This window comes from Variovorax sp. P1_H12_2 (assembly GCF_056405335.1).
In genome coordinates, this window is sequence record NZ_JBFUCI010000143.1 from 1 (window position 1) to 13,897 (window position 13,897).

Below are 13,897 nucleotides of genomic sequence, written 5' to 3' on the forward strand. Positions count from 1 at the left end.
CTGGCGTGGCATTGGCGTGACGCTGTTCGTCAACTGGGCGGTCAAGCCCTTCTCCATGGCCCTGCTGGGCTGGATTTTCATCCGCCACGTCTTCGCCCCGTACCTGCCTGCCGAGCAGCTCGACAGCTATGTCGCCGGGCTCATCCTCCTGGCGGCCGCGCCGTGCACGGCCATGGTGTTTGTGTGGAGCCAGCTCTGCAGGGGCGACCCGTATTTCACGCTGTCCCAGGTCGCCTTGAACGACGCCATCATGGTGGTCGCCTTCGCGCCGGTCGTGGCCCTGCTGCTGGGCCTTTCCTCCATCGCCGTTCCTTGGGACACCCTTCTGGTTTCGGTTGGCCTCTACATCGTGGTGCCGGTCATCATCTCGCAGGGTTGGCGCAAGGCGCTGCTGCGTCGTGGCGTGGGGCATTTCCAGGCAGTCGTTGCGAAGCTGGGCCCGCTTTCCATCGGGGCGCTTCTGCTGACGCTGGTCCTGTTGTTCGCATTCCAGGGCGAAGCCATCCTGCACCAGCCATTGGTCATTGCATTGCTGGCGGTGCCGATCCTCATCCAGGTGGTCCTCAATTCGGGGCTGGCCTACGTGCTCAACCGCAGGCTTGGGGTCAAGCACTGCGTGGCCGGCCCGTCCGCGCTCATTGGCGCGAGCAACTTCTTCGAGCTGGCGGTGGCCACGGCCATCAGCCTGTTCGGCTTTCAATCCGGCGCTGCGCTCGCGACCGTCGTCGGGGTGCTGATCGAGGTGCCGGTGATGCTCGCGGTCGTCGCGGTCGTGAACCGTACCCAGAACTGGTACGAAGCCGGCCAAGCCGATTCCTGAAACCTCCTATGTCTGAAGTCACTCCCTTTCGAAGCCCCGCTACGTTTCCCTCCCTCGACGCCGCGTTGTTCGACGTTCCGACGTCGGACCGCCTGAGTGTGCGCGAGCCCTCTCGCCACAAGCCACGCTTTCTGATGCTCTACGGCTCCTTGCGGGAACGCTCGTACAGCCGGCTCGTGACTCTCGAAGCAGCGCGACTCCTGGAAGCGATGGGAGGCGAGGTCAAGGTGTTCGACCCCGCCGGCTTGCCATTGCCCGACAGCACACCGGACAGTCACCCCAAGGTCCGGGAATTGCGCGAGCTCGCCCAATGGGCCGAAGGCATGGTGTGGACCTCGCCGGAGCGGCACGGCGCAATGACCGGCATCATGAAGGCGCRGATCGACTGGATTCCGCTCGCCTTGGGAGCGGTACGCCCCACGCAGGGCAAGACGCTTGCCGTGATGCAGGTCTCAGGGGGGTCGCAATCGTTCAATGCCGTGAACCAGATGCGCGTGCTCGGCCGATGGATGCGCATGGTCACCATTCCCAACCAGTCTTCGGTGGCCAAGGCGTTCCTGGAGTTCGATGAGGCCGGGCGCATGAAGCCGTCGAGCTACTACGACCGGATCGTCGACGTCATGGAGGAGTTGTTCAAGTTCACGCTGCTGACGCGCGACGTCACGACCTACCTGGTCGACCGCTATAGCGAGCGCAAGGAGAGCGCCGCAGAGCTGTCGAGGCGGGTCAATCAAGAATCGATCTGATGGTCGATCTCCATGCGTCTCGCGGTCATTCAGGGCATCAGTCGGACTCAGCTTTCGTTGTGCGCGACCTCGATGCAACGGCGTGTACGCGCGTGCACGTCGTAGACGTTGAAGTTGCTCATCGACCTGCCGTAGAGGTGCAGACTGACCGCTCGGGGCCGCTCCGCCGGCACCCCGGTGACATGGATGTGATCGGGATTCGGTACGAAGCTCGTGACCGCGCCCTTGCGCAGCAGCACGATGCCGCCTCGCGCGAGGTCGATCTCCTCGTCGGCTCCCCGATCCGGCGATAGCCGGACGTAGCTGCGCTCCTCCAGCACACCTTCGAGCACGCCGACGACACCCCAGCTCCCGTGGTCGTGGACGGGGGTCCATTGACCGGGCAGCCAGACCAACGCGTACAGGGAGAGACTCTTGTCCGCCGCCTCGTAGACGAGGTTGCGGGTGTAGCTGGCGCCGGTACTCCGATAGTGCCGTGGCTCCAGGAACTCATCGGCCTGATCGATCAGGTCAAGCATCAGCGGCGCCAGGGCCAGCACGCAGTCGGCCGGGTCGGGTTGATTCCGGCTGCGGTTCTGGGCCTCGGCGACGAAGGCTTCGAGCGCGGGGGAGGTCAGGTGTGAAGTGGCGTTGGACATTCTTGGCTCCGGCCGTGGGCGCTCAATCGACGATCTCCGCGCCGCGCTCGGCCAGCAGCGCCCGCAGGAACGACCGGTGGCAATGCGCCTCGTCCTCGCAATAGCAGCCGACCGAGAACGCGCTCTGGTGCGACAGCGCGGCCAGAAGGTCCAGGCTGCGGCTCGCATCCGCCTCGGCCATTTCGCCCTTGTACTTGCGCCCGAAGGCGGCCCATTGCGCGGGCACGCCCGAGGCCAGCGCGGCCTGCGCCTGCTTCATCGTCTCGACCGAGGGCGCCAGGTTCGGGTACCAGACGTCGTACCAATTCTGCGTGGCGAATTCGGCCTTGGGAACGCCGCGCGGCGGCCGACGAACCGTACCGATGCGCAGCCCCTCGTCGGGTGCGCGGTCGCTGCCGAGGCGAACGATGCGGATGGCCATGTCCTGTTTCCTTTTTTTCTGTTTCAGGTGCCGACGATACCGCCGTCCTGGCGCCGCACGACCACCGTGGCCGAGCGCGGCCTCGCGCTGCCGGGCACCGTGCCGTCGGGCCAGGCGCTGTTCGGCCTGCCGCTGACCTCGTCGCGCGTCTCGCCCGGATGCTGGATGTTGACGAACAGGCTGCGGCGGTCCGGCGTCAGCACGCAGCCCGTGATCTCGCAGCCGCTCGGCCCGACCAGGAAGCGCTTGATGCGCCCGCTCGCGGGGTCGGCGCAGAGCATCTGGTTGTTGCCCAGCGCGGCCGTCGGTCCCTTGCCGATCGATGGCCCGCTCATGTCGGTCTGGATCCAGAGCAGCCCGCTGCTGTCGAAGTGCAGGCCGTCGGGGCTGCCGAAGGCGTCGGCGTCAGCGCTTGGATAGCGCACGCCCGCACCCGGCACGGCAGGGTCGCCGGCCAGTGCGAAGTGGTCCCAGGAGAAGGTGGTGCTCGCCGCATCGCGGCCGTCCTCGCGCCAGCGCAGGATGCCGCCGAAGAGGTTGTCGGCACGCGGATTCGCGGCGTCGACCGGCGGCATGCCCGGCCGGCCGCGCAGGCGGTTGTGGGTCAGCGCGACATAGGCCTCGCCGCTCGCCGGCTCGACCGCGATCCATTCGGGCCGGTCCATCCGGGTCGCGCCGACGATGTCGGCGGCCAGCCGGGCATGGATCAGCACTTCGGCCGGGTCGGCGAAGCCGCTCGCGGCGTCGATGCCGCCGTGGCCATGCCGCAGCGCCAGCCACTGCCCGCGGCCGCCGGCGTCGTAACGCGCGACATGGAGCGTGCCCTCGTCGAGCAGGTGCCGGTTGGCGACCCGCGCCGCCGCATCGCTGCCGGGCCGGACCTTGTCGCGGCTCACAAACTTGTAGATGTATTCGAAGTTCGAGTCGTCGCCCATGTAGACCGCGAGCCGGCCGTCCTTCGTGAGCGTGCAGGTGGCGCTCTCCTGGTGCTTGCGCCCGAGGGCGGTGCGCTTGACCGGTATGGACGCGGGATCGAAGGGGTCGATCTCGACCACCCAGCCGAAGCGGTTCGATTCGTTCGGGTGCTTCGCGAGGTCGAAGCGCTCGTCGACGCGCCAGTAGTCGACCCAGGAGCCGGTGGCCAGGCCATAGCGGCGCTGCGCCGCGGTGGCCTGCGCCAGCGATGCCTTCGGAGCGCCGAAGTAGACCTGGAAGTTCTCCTCGCAAGTGAGGTAGGTGCCCCAGGGCGTGACGCCCATCGCGCAGTTGGCGAAGGTGCCGTCGACCCGCTCGCCGGTCGGATCGGCGGCGGTGCGCATCAGCGGGCTGCCGGCCGCCGGGCCCGCGATGCGCATCGGCGTGCGGCCGTGCACCCGTCGGGCGTAGCGCGATGGCAGCACCTGGCGCCAGCCGGTGGCGTCGAGTTCGACCTCGATCACCGAGACGCCCATGGCGTGCAGCGACTTGCGGGCCTTGTCGGCGGTCCAGGGCGTCGTGCCGTCCGGATGCAGCAGCAGCTCGTCGGTGTATTCGTGGTTCATCACCAAGAGGCCGCGATCGGCGCGGCCGTCGAGCGCGAAGAAGTGCATGCCGTCGTGGTGCATGCCGGCCTGCACCGACTGGTCGGCCGCGCTGTTCGACGCGTCGGGGGCGAAGGCCGGCATCGACGACGCGATGCCGGTCGGCGTACCCCAGGGATAGAGCACCTGCGCTTCGTATCCGGGCGGCACGGTGACCGCGTCGCGCAGCGTGGCGGGCACGGCGCTGAAGCCGAGGCGGCGTTCGCCGGCCGGCAGGGCGCAGGCCTCGCCCAGGAGGGAGACGATGGTGGCGGCGGCTCCGGATTGCAGGAACTGGCGGCGGGCGAGCGGCATGGCGAGGGTCTGGAGGGTCTCTGTTGACTGGGCGACACCGCCATCATCGCCGAGCATCGATACTCGTCGTCAACCGAACACCAGGAGACACCCCGTGAACGATCGCATCGAATCCATCCGCCATGCCGATGGCGTCGTCGAACTGCAGCTGTCGCGCGCCGACAAGATGAACGCGCTGGACCCGGCGATGTTCGACGCCCTGATCGATGCCGGCAGCCGCCTGTGCAGCGACGCCGGCGTGCGCGCGGTGGTGCTGGCAGGCCGCGGCAAGGCCTTCTGCGCGGGGCTCGACATGCAGTCCTTCGAACGCATGGGGCAGGGCGCCGGCGCGGTCCTGGGCGCAGGCGCAGCGAACGTCGACATCATGGCGCGCACCCACGGCATCGCCAACGCGGCGCAGCAGGTGGCGATGGTCTGGCGCCAGGTGCCGGTGCCGGTGATCGCCGCGGTGCATGGCGTCGCCTTCGGCGGCGGCTTCCAGGTGGCGCTCGGCGCCGACGTGCGGCTGGTTGCGCCGGACACCCGGATGTCGGTGATGGAGATCAAGTGGGGCCTGGTGCCCGATATGGGCGGCATCGTGCTGATGCGCGAGCTGGCGCGCGACGACGTGGTGCGGGAACTCACCTTCACCGGGCGCATCTTCTCGGGCGAGGAGGCCTTGGCGCTCGGTTTCGCCACGCGGCTTGCGGCCGACCCGCTGGCCGAGGCGCTGAAGATGGCGCACGAGATCGCGCAGAAGAATCCCGATGCGATCCGCGCCGGCAAGCGGCTGCTCAACGCGGCCATGGGCCCGGGCGCCGCCGAACTCCTGCTGGCCGAATCGCTCGAGCAGAAGGCCCTGATTGGAAGCCCCAACCAGACCGAGGCGGTGCGCGCCAATGTCGAGCGGCGCGCGCCGCGTTTCAGCGACGCTCAGCCGGCCGGCTGAGCGCGGGGCCTATAGGGTGAACAGGCCCTAGACCCCCCGGAAGCTGAGCCACTCGCTGGCGGGCGCGCGGTCGCTCACGAGGCCGTTGACCGGATGCGCGGGATCGCGCTGGCCGATCGACATGCCGCAGAACAGCATGCGCTCGGGCGGCAACTCGATGGCACCGGCGACGGTGGCGGGGTAGATCGCCCAGCATTCCTGGGCGCAGCTGTCGAGGCCTTCGGCGCGCAGCAGCAGCATCACGGTTTGCAGGTACATGCCCAGGTCCGACCACTGCGGCGGGCCCATCGTGCGATCGACCGAGCAGAACAGCGCCAGGGGCGCGCCGAAGAAGTCGAAATTGCGGGAGAACCAGCGCCGGCGCGCGGCCTTGTCCTCGCGCGGGATGCCCAGGCGCGCGTACATCGCCTCGCCGACCTGGAAGCGGCGGTCGCGCCAGGGCGCGCGCAGCGCGGGGGGATAGATGTCGTAGTCGATCGGTTCCGGCTCGCCTCCCTCGACCAGGCGCTCTCGCATGCGCGCCTTCAGCGTCGCGAGGGCATCGCCCGCGAGCACGTCGATGTGCCAGGGCTGCAGGTTGCCGCCCGAAGGTGCGCGCGCGGCCTGTGTCAGCACCCGGCGGATGGTTTCGCCGTCGACCGGCGTCGGCAGGAAGGCACGGATCGAGTGGCGGCTGGCAACGGCTTCCTGGATGTGCATGGCGTTCGAATCGAGCTGGGTCGGGCGAGTGTAAGCAGGCCGCCAGGCCGCAGACGGCATACTCTCGCCGTGGCCATGTACTTACTCCATCGTTTGGCAGCCCAGGAGCTGCCCGTCGCCGTCACCACAGGTGAGGAGGTCGACGCCGTTCGCGTGCTCAGCATGGCTGGGCATATCAAGGCGATGATCCCCAAGCCTTTGCGCACGCTGAATGGCTACATCCAGCCGCCGGCCACCGTCAACGAGATCACCTCCCTCGGACGCACCATGTTGAAGCGCTTCCCGCAGCAGTAGCCAAACGGCGCGCCGTCGGCCTACAAGAGCTTGCGGCGCCATCGCCGCGCGGCGTCGCTCGACGGCCGCTAACGTGGCCGTCATGGGTTCATCGACGACAAGGGGGAGCGCATGACGCACCACCGACCGAAGCCACTCGTGCTGGCGCTCGCCGCCGGTGTCTTTTCGCTGGTGGCCTGCAGCGACCGTGCGAGCGACGATGCCGCCCGCCGCGAGGCCGACGCCGCGGTCGAGAAGACCGCGAAAGCCGCTGCCGCAGCGGCCGACAAGACCGCCGAAATGGCCGAGCTGGCGCGCGACAAGACCCGGGCCTTTGTCACCTCGCCGCAAGTGAAGCAGGATGCCGCGGCGGTCAAGAACGCCATCAAGGGCGCCGGAGCCGCTGCGGTGGCGACTGTCGACGACGCCGCCATCACCCTGGAAGTGACCCGGGCGCTGGCCAGGGATGCCGAGTTGAGCGCGAGCCGCATCGACGTCGAAACGAAGGGCGGCGTGGTGCACCTGGCAGGTCCGGCACCCAGCGCGGCGGCCAAGGCGCGCGCCGGCGAACTGGCCGGCAGCGTCCGAGGCGTCGCGACCGTCGACAACGCGCTCGAAGTCCAGGCGATGTGAGGCCGGCGCGGATCAATCCCAGGCCGGAGCCAGGCCTTCGGGACTGGTGAGCCGCCCATTGCGCTCCAGCAGCGCGATCCGCGCCATCTCGCCGTCGGAGAGCCGAAGCGCCCGTGCCCGCAGATTGCTTTCGAGGTGGGCGCGCTGGGTGGACGACGGGATCACCGCATGGCCCAGTTGCATGGCCCAGGCCAGCGCGACCTGCGCCGGCGTCGCCGAATGCGCTTCGGCAATCTGCCGGATCACCGGATCCTGCAGCACCGCGCCATAGGCCAGCGTCATGTACGAAGTGATGGCGATGCCCTGGCTGGCCGCGAACTCGGCCACCTTGCGGTTCTGCAGGTAGGGATGCAGCTCGACCTGGTGGGTCGCGATCTCGCTCGCGCCGACCGCTGCGATGGCTTGACGCATCAGATCGATGTTGAAGTTCGAGACCCCGATCCGCTTCGCGAGGCCTTGGCGCTTGGCTTCGGCCAATGCGCCCATGAACTCGGCCACCGGCACCGCGCCACCCGGCGAGGGCCAGTGGATCAGCACCAGGTCCGCGTGGTCGGTGCGCAGCTTGGCGAGGCTGTCCTTGAGGCTCGGGATCAGCCTGTCGCGGGCGTAGTGGTCGGTCCAGATCTTGGTCGTGAGAAAGAGCGCGTCGCGCGCCACGCCGCTGTCGGCGATCGCCCGGCCGACCTCGGCCTCGTTGCCGTAGATCTGCGCGGTGTCGACCGCGCGGTAGCCGAGCGCCAGCCCGGTGGCGACCGAGTCGATGGCAGCCTGGCCCTGGAGGCGGAAGGTGCCGAGGCCGAAGGGAGGAATGCTGGGGGTCATGAAGTGGTCCTGGGGTGGTTGAAATCGAGCGAGGGGGAGGCCGTGCGGGTGCGGTCGAGCCGCCCGCTCCAGACGGTGAGGGCGAACGCGACCATCACCACCAGGGCGCCGATCCAGCCGGTATGGACCAGGCCCAGGTGCGTGACCACCAAGCCACCGGCCCAGGCCGCGCCGGCGATGCCGAGGTTGAAGGCCGCGATGTTGAGTCCCGAGGCGACGTCGACCGCCTCCGGCGTGTAGCGCTCGGCCTGCTGCACCACGTAGACCTGGAGCCCGGGCACGTTGCCGAAGGCGACCGCGCCCCACAGCAGCACGGTGGCCAGCGCGAGCCACTTGTGCGGCGCCGTGAAGCTCAACATCAGCAGCACGGCGGCGAGCAGCGCGAAGATGATCCTGAGCGCCGGGATCGCACCGCGCCGGTCGGCCAGCCTGCCGCCCCAGATGTTGCCGGCCGCGACCGAAAGCCCGTAGACCAGCATCACGGCGCCGACCGCGCCGGCGCTGAAGCCCGACACCTCCGTGAGGATCGGCGCCAGGAAGGTGAACGGGATGAACGAGCCGCCGTAGCCGATCGCGGTCTTGGCATAGACCAGCAGCAGGCGCGGCTCGGCCAGCACCCGGAACTGCTGCGCCAGCGAGGCCGGCGGCGTGTGGCGGATGTCGTTCGGCACGAACAGCGCGCTGCCGGCGAAGGCGACGACGCCCAGCGCCGAGACGGCGAGGAAGGTCTCGCGCCAGCCGAAATGCTGGCCGATGAAGGTGCCCAGCGGCACGCCGGTGACCAGCGCCACGGTGAGACCGGTGAACATGATGGCGATCGCGCTGGCGGCCTTCTCCTTCGGCACCAGGCCGGTGGCGATGGTCGAGCCGATCGAGAAGAACACCCCGTGCRCGAGGCCGGTCAGGATGCGCGCGGCGATCAGCGTCTCGTAGCCCGGCGCCTTCCAGGCCAGCAGGTTGCCGAGCGTGAAGAGCGCCATGAGGCCGAGCAGCAGCGCCTTGCGCGGCAGCTTGCCGGTGAGCGCGGTGAGCACCGGCGCGCCGATGGCGACGCCGAGCGCGTAGAGGCTGACCAGCAGGCCGGCCGAGGGCAGGCCGATCTGCAGGTCGGCCGCGATGGTGGGAAGCAGGCCGACGATCACGAACTCGGTCGTTCCGATGGCGAAGGCGCTGAGGGTCAGCGCCAGCAAAGCAATGGGCATGAAATGCACTCCTTGGAATGAGGGTGCGAGTGTGGGCCCGGGACCTTTGCAGAAAAACACCGTTCGAAGCACAATATATTTGACTAGGAATCAATAATCTTCGAGCGAGGGGCGCCTTTGAAAACCACTGTCGAGGAACTTCAGGCCTTTGCCGCCGTGGTCGACGGCGGCTCGATCACCGCCGCGGCCGAACAGCTCGGACAGACCGTCTCGGGCATCAGCCGGGCGTTGGGCCGGCTGGAGCGCAAGCTGGCCACCACCCTGCTGCGCCGGACCACGCGGCGGCTCGAACTCACCGAGGAGGGACGGGCCTTCCTGGCGCACGCGCGCGCCATCCTGATCGCGATCGACGAGGCCGAGGAGCACATGGCCGCGCGGCGCCAGCAGCCCGCCGGGCGGTTGCGCGTCAATGCCGCCACGCCGTTCATGCTGCATGCCATCGTGCCGCTGGTGCCGGCGTTCCGGCGCGCCTATCCGCAGATCGAACTCGAGCTCGACAGCGACGAACTCAACATCGATCTGCTCGAGCGCCGCACCGACATCGCGATCCGCATCGGCGCGCTGCGCGACTCGACCCTGCATGCCCGCCCCATCGCCACCAGCAGGCTGCGGGTGCTGGCGAGCCCTGCCTACCTCGAGGCGCACGGTCGGCCGAAGAGCGTGGCGGGCCTGGCGCAGCACGCGCTGCTCGGCTTCACGCAGCCCGAAACGCTCAACCGCTGGCCGCTGCGCGGCACGCACGGTGACGAATGGCCGATCGCGGCAGCGCTCACCGCGTCGAGCGGCGAGACGCTGCGCCAGCTCGCGCTCGCGGGCGCCGGCATCGTCTGCCTGGCCGACTTCATGACCGCCGCCGATTGCGCGCGCGGCGATCTGGTCCAGTTGCTGGCGCGCGACACGGTGGAAGTGAGGCAGCCGATCAACGCGGTGTACTACCGCAACACGCAACTGTCGGCGCGGATCACCTGTTTCCTCGATTTCATGGCCGAACGCCTGGCCTGAGGCGGGTTCTGGAAAACCCTGTATGAAACAAGTTCAACTGCCTAAAAAGCAGACATTTCACTGTTCGATTTTCAGGCGATGCAATCGATTCGCCAGCGAAATTGCGAGGAACGAGGGGATCGCGCCGATGGCACGAACTGTGCAAGTTCCAGCCATCGTTCTCAGGAAGTATCGCCATGGATCCATGCCCCTCTGCCTTCGCCGCCGCCGCGGACCCCCTTTTGGACGCCGACATCGCGGTGCTGCGGTTGTGCGAGCGCACGACCAACCTGTTGCGCGTCAACGAACTGCACACGGTGCGCGACCTCGTCCGGCTGCCGGCCCGCAAGCTGTTCGCGCTCTCGCGGCTGGGTCGCAATTCGCTGCGCGAGATCGTCGACAGCATCGATCGCCAGGGGCTGCGTCTGGCGGATTGAGGTCGCTGCGACCCGGGGCGGTGTCTCAGCGACCCTGGTTCAGACGCTCGCGGCCCTGTTCGGTCAGGAACTTGCCGCCTTGCCTGTCGGAACGGACCAGGCCATTGGAGAGCAGGCGCTCGGAGACGCTGATCGCATCGGTCGGCGAACGCCGCGTATGGGCCTCGTGCAGGGCCAGCAGCGTGCGCCATTGTTCGTCATTGAGCTGAATCTTCTTCACCAAGGCTGATCTCCATCGACGCGCTGGAGTGTGGCGCAATCGGCCGCCGGCTTCCTCCCCAAAACAGGCGAGACGCGAAGCTGGTAAAACGTCCCCCGACTCCGAATGAACTCAGCTCCCAACCCCCCCACTTCGGCGCCGAAGCGTCCGATCCGCTTCGCGGCCACGCTGATCGTCCTGCGCGACGGTGCCGCCGGCCTCGAGGTGCTGATGCTGCGCCGTGCCGAGAAGGAAGGCGACCAGAACAGCGGCGCCAGTGTCTTCCCGGGCGGCGGCGTGGACCCGCAGGACCGCCTGCTGCATGAACGCTGCCAGGAGATCGACGATGCCGCGGCCAGCCGACGGCTCGGCCTGCCGGCCCATGGCCTCGACTTCTACGTGGCGGCGGTGCGCGAGTGCTTCGAAGAGGCCGGCCTGCTGTTCGCCTGCGAGGCCGATGGGCGGCCAGTCGCGCTGGACGGCATGGCGGCCGAGGCGATCGCGGCGCTTCGCGCGACCACGGAAGAGGGCGCCGAATCGCTGCTCGGGCTGTGCGCCGAGCGTGGCTGGCGGCTCGCAGCCGACCGGCTGGCGTACTTCGCCCATTGGCTCACGCCGCCGGGCATGCCGCGGCGCTTCGACACCCGCTTCTTCGTCGCGCTGGCGCCCGCCGCGCAGCAAGCCCGTCCCGACGGCCGCGAAACGGTGGAACACCAGTGGCTGCGGCCGGCCGACGCCCTTGACCCGGCGCGTGGGCTGCGGCTCATGAACGTGCAACGGCGAATCCTGGAGCAGCTTGGCGCCTTCGATAGCGCCGAAGCCTGCCTGGCGCACGCCCGCGGGCTGCAGGAGATTCCGCTGGTCATGCCGCGCCGGGCCATCGGCGAGGGCGGATTGCGGGCCGTGAACCCGGAGGAGCCCGCGTACGCCGAAATCGCCCGTATCGACCCGGAAGGCGAGGGCCACGGCCGCTGCGAGTTGGCCGACGGTCTCGCGATGTTCCTGTCGCCGCGGGTGCTGCGGGTGACCGCGCGCCGTGCGGACATGCTGGTCAACGCCTATCTGGTCGGCGGCGAGCGCAACGAGTGGGCGCTGATCGACGCCGACCCCGGCGACCCGAGGCACCGGGAACTGCTGCTGGCATCGGCGCCCGGCCCGGTGCGCTGGGTTCTTTCGTGGCACGACGTGCAGCCGCGCCTTGGCGAAAGCATCGACCTCGGCGGCTGCAGGCTGCGCGTGCTGCACCGGGGCTTCCTGCTGGAGGAAGAGAAGATGCTCTTCGTCGGCGAATCGGTGTCAGGGCCGGACTTCGGCGTCGATGACGTCGAATGGCTGGCGCCGCCCAGCGGCTTCCTGCTGCGCGCCTGAGCGCCTTTGTTCTGCCCCGGGCCCCGGGGCGCGCTTCAGGCGCCCTGGATCACCGCCAGAATGTTGCCCTCGCTGTCCTTGAACCAGGCGGCCCGGGCGCCGCCCTGGTTCACGATGCCATCGGCGTCCTGGCCGGGCATGCCGTAGTCCTCGAACACGACCCCGCGCGCCTTCAGATCGGCGACTTCGCGCTCGATGTCCTCGACCTGCCAGAAGGCCTGGCTGGCCTGCGAAGTGCCGGCGTTCGGCGTCGGATACAGGAAGCAGCCGGTGCCGCCGGCGAACTCGTAGTGGACCCCGCCGGCGACCTCGGCCCTGGGCTTGAAGCCCAGCGTGTCCTCGTAGAAGCGGCGGGCGCGGGCCACATCCCGGGCGGGAATGTAGGCATACATGGGGGATTGCTGCAGCATCGATCTCTCCTGTGGGGCGTCACCATGCGGAGTGTGCGGCGCGCCCGAGGGCAATTTCGACTTTTTTCAGCAAGATGGCGCGGCGGACAGGAATCGAACCCGTAACCCCCAGCTTAGAAGGCTGGTGCTCTATCCGGTTGAGCTACCGCCGCGCAGAAAAAGGCGCCGACCGTCGCGGCAGGGCCGGGAGGGTGGGCGGTCTGCGATTCTACGGTGGTGCCGGCGGCGGCGATCCTGCGCGCCTCCTTGCGCACTGTCGGCGCAGGCCGACAGGCGCTGGGGCCTCTGCCCGAGGCCCGCGTTCGCGGGGGCACTGCAAGCCAGCGGCAGGGCGCGGCCGCCGCCCGGAGCCTATTCGGCGATCCATGTGACGAGCACCGGCTGCGCGCGGGCAGGCGCCATCGGTGACGGTTCGCGCGGGGGCGGGGGTGTCGCGCGCCCGCTGCCGGCCGCGGATCGCGTCGGTGATGCGGCCACACCGCGGACCTCGAGCGCCAGCGCGTCGTTCACCCCCTGCAGGTCGCTCGCACGCAGCGTGCCGTTGGCCTGGCGCAGTTTCAGATGGTCCACCCAGGCGCCGTAGCGTGCGATGGCGAGATCGCGCCGGGCCTCGAAGAGCTGGGCCTGGGCATTGARCACATCGATATTGATGCGCACGCCCACCTGGTAGCCGCGCCGGGTGGCGTCGAGCGCACTCTGGCTCGAGGCCGCGGCGGCTTCCAGCGCCTTCACTTGGCTCAGGCCCGAGACCAGGCCGAGATAGGCCGCGCGCGTGGCCTGCGAGACGCTGCGGCGGGTCGACGCGAGCGACTCGCGCGACTGCGCCTCGAGCGCCAGCGTTTCCTTGACGCGGTTCTCGGTGGCGAAGCCCGCGAACAGCGGCATGTTGAAGACCAGCGCGATGCTCGCGGCATGCACGCGGGTCCTGTCGCTGGCGGCGAGGCTGCCGTTGGGATTGTTCGTGACGTTGTAGCCCAGTTGCAGGTCGAGTGTGGGCTTGTGGCCGGCCTGGGCCTTCTCGACCTCGAGCTTCGCGACCTCGAGGCCCAGCCGGGCCTGCTCGATCGCCGGGTGCGCGTCGTCGGCCTGGGTCACCCAGGCATTGATGTCGGCCGGCTGCACCGCCGGCAGGACCACCGGCGCGGCCAGCGGAATCGGCTGGCTGCCGGGGCGTCCGACCAGCAGGTCGAGCGCGATCTTCCTGACCTGCAGGTCGTTCTCGGCCGCGATCTCCCGGGCCAGCACCAGGTCGTAGCGGGCCTGGGCTTCGCGCGTGTCGGTGATGGTCGAGGTGCCGACCTCGAAGTTGCGCTTGGCCGAGGCGAGCTGCTCGGCCACGCCGATCTTCTGCGCCCGCACCAGGGTCAGGCTGTCCTGGCTCGACAGGACATCGAAATAGGCCTGGCTCACGCGGACCACGAGGTCCTGCTCGGCGATCCTGAGCAC

Annotated in this window: 17 protein-coding genes and 1 tRNA gene; 8 read left to right on the forward strand and 10 right to left on the reverse strand. The window is 69.1% G+C overall.

The window, feature by feature from the left end; all coding sequences use genetic code 11:
* Both arsB and arsH read left to right on the forward strand, forming a co-directional pair.
* The coding region (gene arsB / locus AC1D2K_RS16030) for an ACR3 family arsenite efflux transporter (RefSeq protein ID WP_478089821.1) at nucleotides 1–820 on the forward strand (820 nt) is incomplete at its 5' end.
* 8 nt (nucleotides 821–828) lie between these two features.
* Nucleotides 829–1,566, forward strand: coding sequence for an arsenical resistance protein ArsH (gene arsH, locus AC1D2K_RS16035; protein ID WP_478089822.1), 738 nt, complete (start codon nucleotides 829–831; stop codon nucleotides 1,564–1,566).
* A gap of 47 nt (nucleotides 1,567–1,613) precedes the next feature.
* Here the strand turns inward: arsH and AC1D2K_RS16040 are convergent, their stop codons facing one another.
* From AC1D2K_RS16040 to AC1D2K_RS16050, 3 genes are read right to left on the reverse strand one after another with little or no spacing between them, the layout of a single operon-like run.
* Nucleotides 1,614–2,204, reverse strand: coding sequence for a cysteine dioxygenase family protein (locus AC1D2K_RS16040; RefSeq protein ID WP_478089823.1), 591 nt, complete (start codon nucleotides 2,202–2,204; stop codon nucleotides 1,614–1,616).
* A gap of 22 nt (nucleotides 2,205–2,226) precedes the next feature.
* Nucleotides 2,227–2,625: a DUF488 domain-containing protein gene (locus tag AC1D2K_RS16045; RefSeq protein WP_478089824.1), complete on the reverse strand. Its 399-nt coding sequence runs from the start codon at nucleotides 2,623–2,625 to the stop codon at nucleotides 2,227–2,229.
* 23 nt (nucleotides 2,626–2,648) lie between these two features.
* Complete coding sequence (locus AC1D2K_RS16050; protein ID WP_478089825.1) at nucleotides 2,649–4,499, reverse strand: PhoX family protein; 1,851 nt, start codon at nucleotides 4,497–4,499, stop codon at nucleotides 2,649–2,651.
* 94 nt (nucleotides 4,500–4,593) lie between these two features.
* Here AC1D2K_RS16050 and AC1D2K_RS16055 point away from each other — a divergent pair, with 94 nt between their 5' ends.
* Nucleotides 4,594–5,427 (forward strand): crotonase/enoyl-CoA hydratase family protein, encoded by an 834-nt coding sequence (locus tag AC1D2K_RS16055; RefSeq protein ID WP_478089826.1) that lies wholly within the window; start codon nucleotides 4,594–4,596, stop codon nucleotides 5,425–5,427.
* A gap of 27 nt (nucleotides 5,428–5,454) precedes the next feature.
* Here the strand turns inward: AC1D2K_RS16055 and AC1D2K_RS16060 are convergent, their stop codons facing one another.
* Nucleotides 5,455–6,126, reverse strand: a complete 672-nt coding sequence (locus AC1D2K_RS16060; protein ID WP_478089827.1) for a nitroreductase — start codon at nucleotides 6,124–6,126, stop codon at nucleotides 5,455–5,457.
* A gap of 69 nt (nucleotides 6,127–6,195) precedes the next feature.
* On the opposite strand from AC1D2K_RS16060, the gene AC1D2K_RS16065 reads away from it, so the two are divergent.
* Complete coding sequence (locus AC1D2K_RS16065) at nucleotides 6,196–6,420, forward strand: hypothetical protein (RefSeq protein WP_478089828.1); 225 nt, start codon at nucleotides 6,196–6,198, stop codon at nucleotides 6,418–6,420.
* Between the two features lie 111 nt (nucleotides 6,421–6,531).
* On the forward strand, nucleotides 6,532–7,032 hold the full coding sequence (locus AC1D2K_RS16070) for a BON domain-containing protein (RefSeq protein WP_478089829.1): 501 nt from the start codon (nucleotides 6,532–6,534) through the stop codon (nucleotides 7,030–7,032).
* A 12-nt stretch (nucleotides 7,033–7,044) separates the two neighbouring features.
* On the opposite strand, the gene dkgB is transcribed toward AC1D2K_RS16070, so the two are convergent.
* Nucleotides 7,045–7,854 (reverse strand): 2,5-didehydrogluconate reductase DkgB, encoded by an 810-nt coding sequence (gene dkgB / locus AC1D2K_RS16075; RefSeq protein ID WP_478089830.1) that lies wholly within the window; start codon nucleotides 7,852–7,854, stop codon nucleotides 7,045–7,047.
* On the reverse strand, nucleotides 7,851–9,056 hold the full coding sequence (locus AC1D2K_RS16080) for an MFS transporter (protein WP_478089831.1): 1,206 nt from the start codon (nucleotides 9,054–9,056) through the stop codon (nucleotides 7,851–7,853). The genes dkgB and AC1D2K_RS16080 overlap by 4 nt, the downstream gene beginning before the upstream one ends.
* Nucleotides 9,057–9,173: 117 nt before the next feature.
* Between AC1D2K_RS16080 and AC1D2K_RS16085 the strand changes: the two genes are divergently transcribed.
* Both AC1D2K_RS16085 and AC1D2K_RS16090 read left to right on the forward strand, forming a co-directional pair.
* Nucleotides 9,174–10,058 carry a LysR substrate-binding domain-containing protein gene (locus AC1D2K_RS16085; RefSeq protein ID WP_478089832.1) on the forward strand — a complete coding sequence of 295 codons (885 nt, stop codon included), beginning with the start codon at nucleotides 9,174–9,176 and terminating at the stop codon, nucleotides 10,056–10,058.
* Nucleotides 10,059–10,234: 176 nt separating this feature from the next.
* Nucleotides 10,235–10,474 (forward strand): DNA-directed RNA polymerase subunit alpha C-terminal domain-containing protein, encoded by a 240-nt coding sequence (locus AC1D2K_RS16090; RefSeq protein ID WP_478089833.1) that lies wholly within the window; start codon nucleotides 10,235–10,237, stop codon nucleotides 10,472–10,474.
* Between the two features lie 25 nt (nucleotides 10,475–10,499).
* On the opposite strand, the gene AC1D2K_RS16095 is transcribed toward AC1D2K_RS16090, so the two are convergent.
* A complete protein-coding gene (locus tag AC1D2K_RS16095) occupies nucleotides 10,500–10,697 on the reverse strand; it encodes a hypothetical protein (RefSeq protein ID WP_478089834.1) in 198 nt (65 codons plus the stop codon).
* A gap of 102 nt (nucleotides 10,698–10,799) precedes the next feature.
* Here AC1D2K_RS16095 and AC1D2K_RS16100 point away from each other — a divergent pair, with 102 nt between their 5' ends.
* Nucleotides 10,800–12,041 carry an NUDIX hydrolase gene (locus tag AC1D2K_RS16100; RefSeq protein ID WP_478089835.1) on the forward strand — a complete coding sequence of 414 codons (1,242 nt, stop codon included), beginning with the start codon at nucleotides 10,800–10,802 and terminating at the stop codon, nucleotides 12,039–12,041.
* Between the two features lie 35 nt (nucleotides 12,042–12,076).
* Here the strand turns inward: AC1D2K_RS16100 and AC1D2K_RS16105 are convergent, their stop codons facing one another.
* The 3 genes from AC1D2K_RS16105 to AC1D2K_RS16115 all read right to left on the reverse strand — a co-directional run.
* The gene (locus tag AC1D2K_RS16105) at nucleotides 12,077–12,451 is read right to left on the reverse strand and encodes a VOC family protein (RefSeq protein ID WP_478089836.1); all 375 of its coding nucleotides are present in this window, start codon (nucleotides 12,449–12,451) and stop codon (nucleotides 12,077–12,079) included.
* A gap of 75 nt (nucleotides 12,452–12,526) precedes the next feature.
* Nucleotides 12,527–12,603 (reverse strand) — tRNA-Arg (locus AC1D2K_RS16110).
* A 199-nt stretch (nucleotides 12,604–12,802) separates the two neighbouring features.
* Nucleotides 12,803–13,897, reverse strand: a 1,095-nt coding sequence (locus AC1D2K_RS16115; RefSeq protein ID WP_478089837.1) for a TolC family outer membrane protein, incomplete at its 5' end; no start/stop codon positions are given.

Excerpts from the sequence above, each read along its gene's own strand:
- AC1D2K_RS16040 (WP_478089823.1), bottom strand. The coding sequence starts at position 2,204 with ATGTCCAACGCCACTTCACACCTGACCTCCCCCGCGCTCGAAGCCTTC.
- AC1D2K_RS16045 (WP_478089824.1), bottom strand. The coding sequence starts at position 2,625 with ATGGCCATCCGCATCGTTCGCCTCGGCAGCGACCGCGCACCCGACGAG.
- AC1D2K_RS16050 (WP_478089825.1), bottom strand. The coding sequence starts at position 4,499 with ATGCCGCTCGCCCGCCGCCAGTTCCTGCAATCCGGAGCCGCCGCCACC.
- AC1D2K_RS16060 (WP_478089827.1), bottom strand. The coding sequence starts at position 6,126 with ATGCACATCCAGGAAGCCGTTGCCAGCCGCCACTCGATCCGTGCCTTC.
- AC1D2K_RS16070 (WP_478089829.1), top strand. The coding sequence starts at position 6,532 with ATGACGCACCACCGACCGAAGCCACTCGTGCTGGCGCTCGCCGCCGGT.
- dkgB (WP_478089830.1), bottom strand. The coding sequence starts at position 7,854 with ATGACCCCCAGCATTCCTCCCTTCGGCCTCGGCACCTTCCGCCTCCAG.
- AC1D2K_RS16090 (WP_478089833.1), top strand. The coding sequence starts at position 10,235 with ATGGATCCATGCCCCTCTGCCTTCGCCGCCGCCGCGGACCCCCTTTTG.
- AC1D2K_RS16100 (WP_478089835.1), top strand. The coding sequence starts at position 10,800 with ATGAACTCAGCTCCCAACCCCCCCACTTCGGCGCCGAAGCGTCCGATC.
- AC1D2K_RS16105 (WP_478089836.1), bottom strand. The coding sequence starts at position 12,451 with ATGCTGCAGCAATCCCCCATGTATGCCTACATTCCCGCCCGGGATGTG.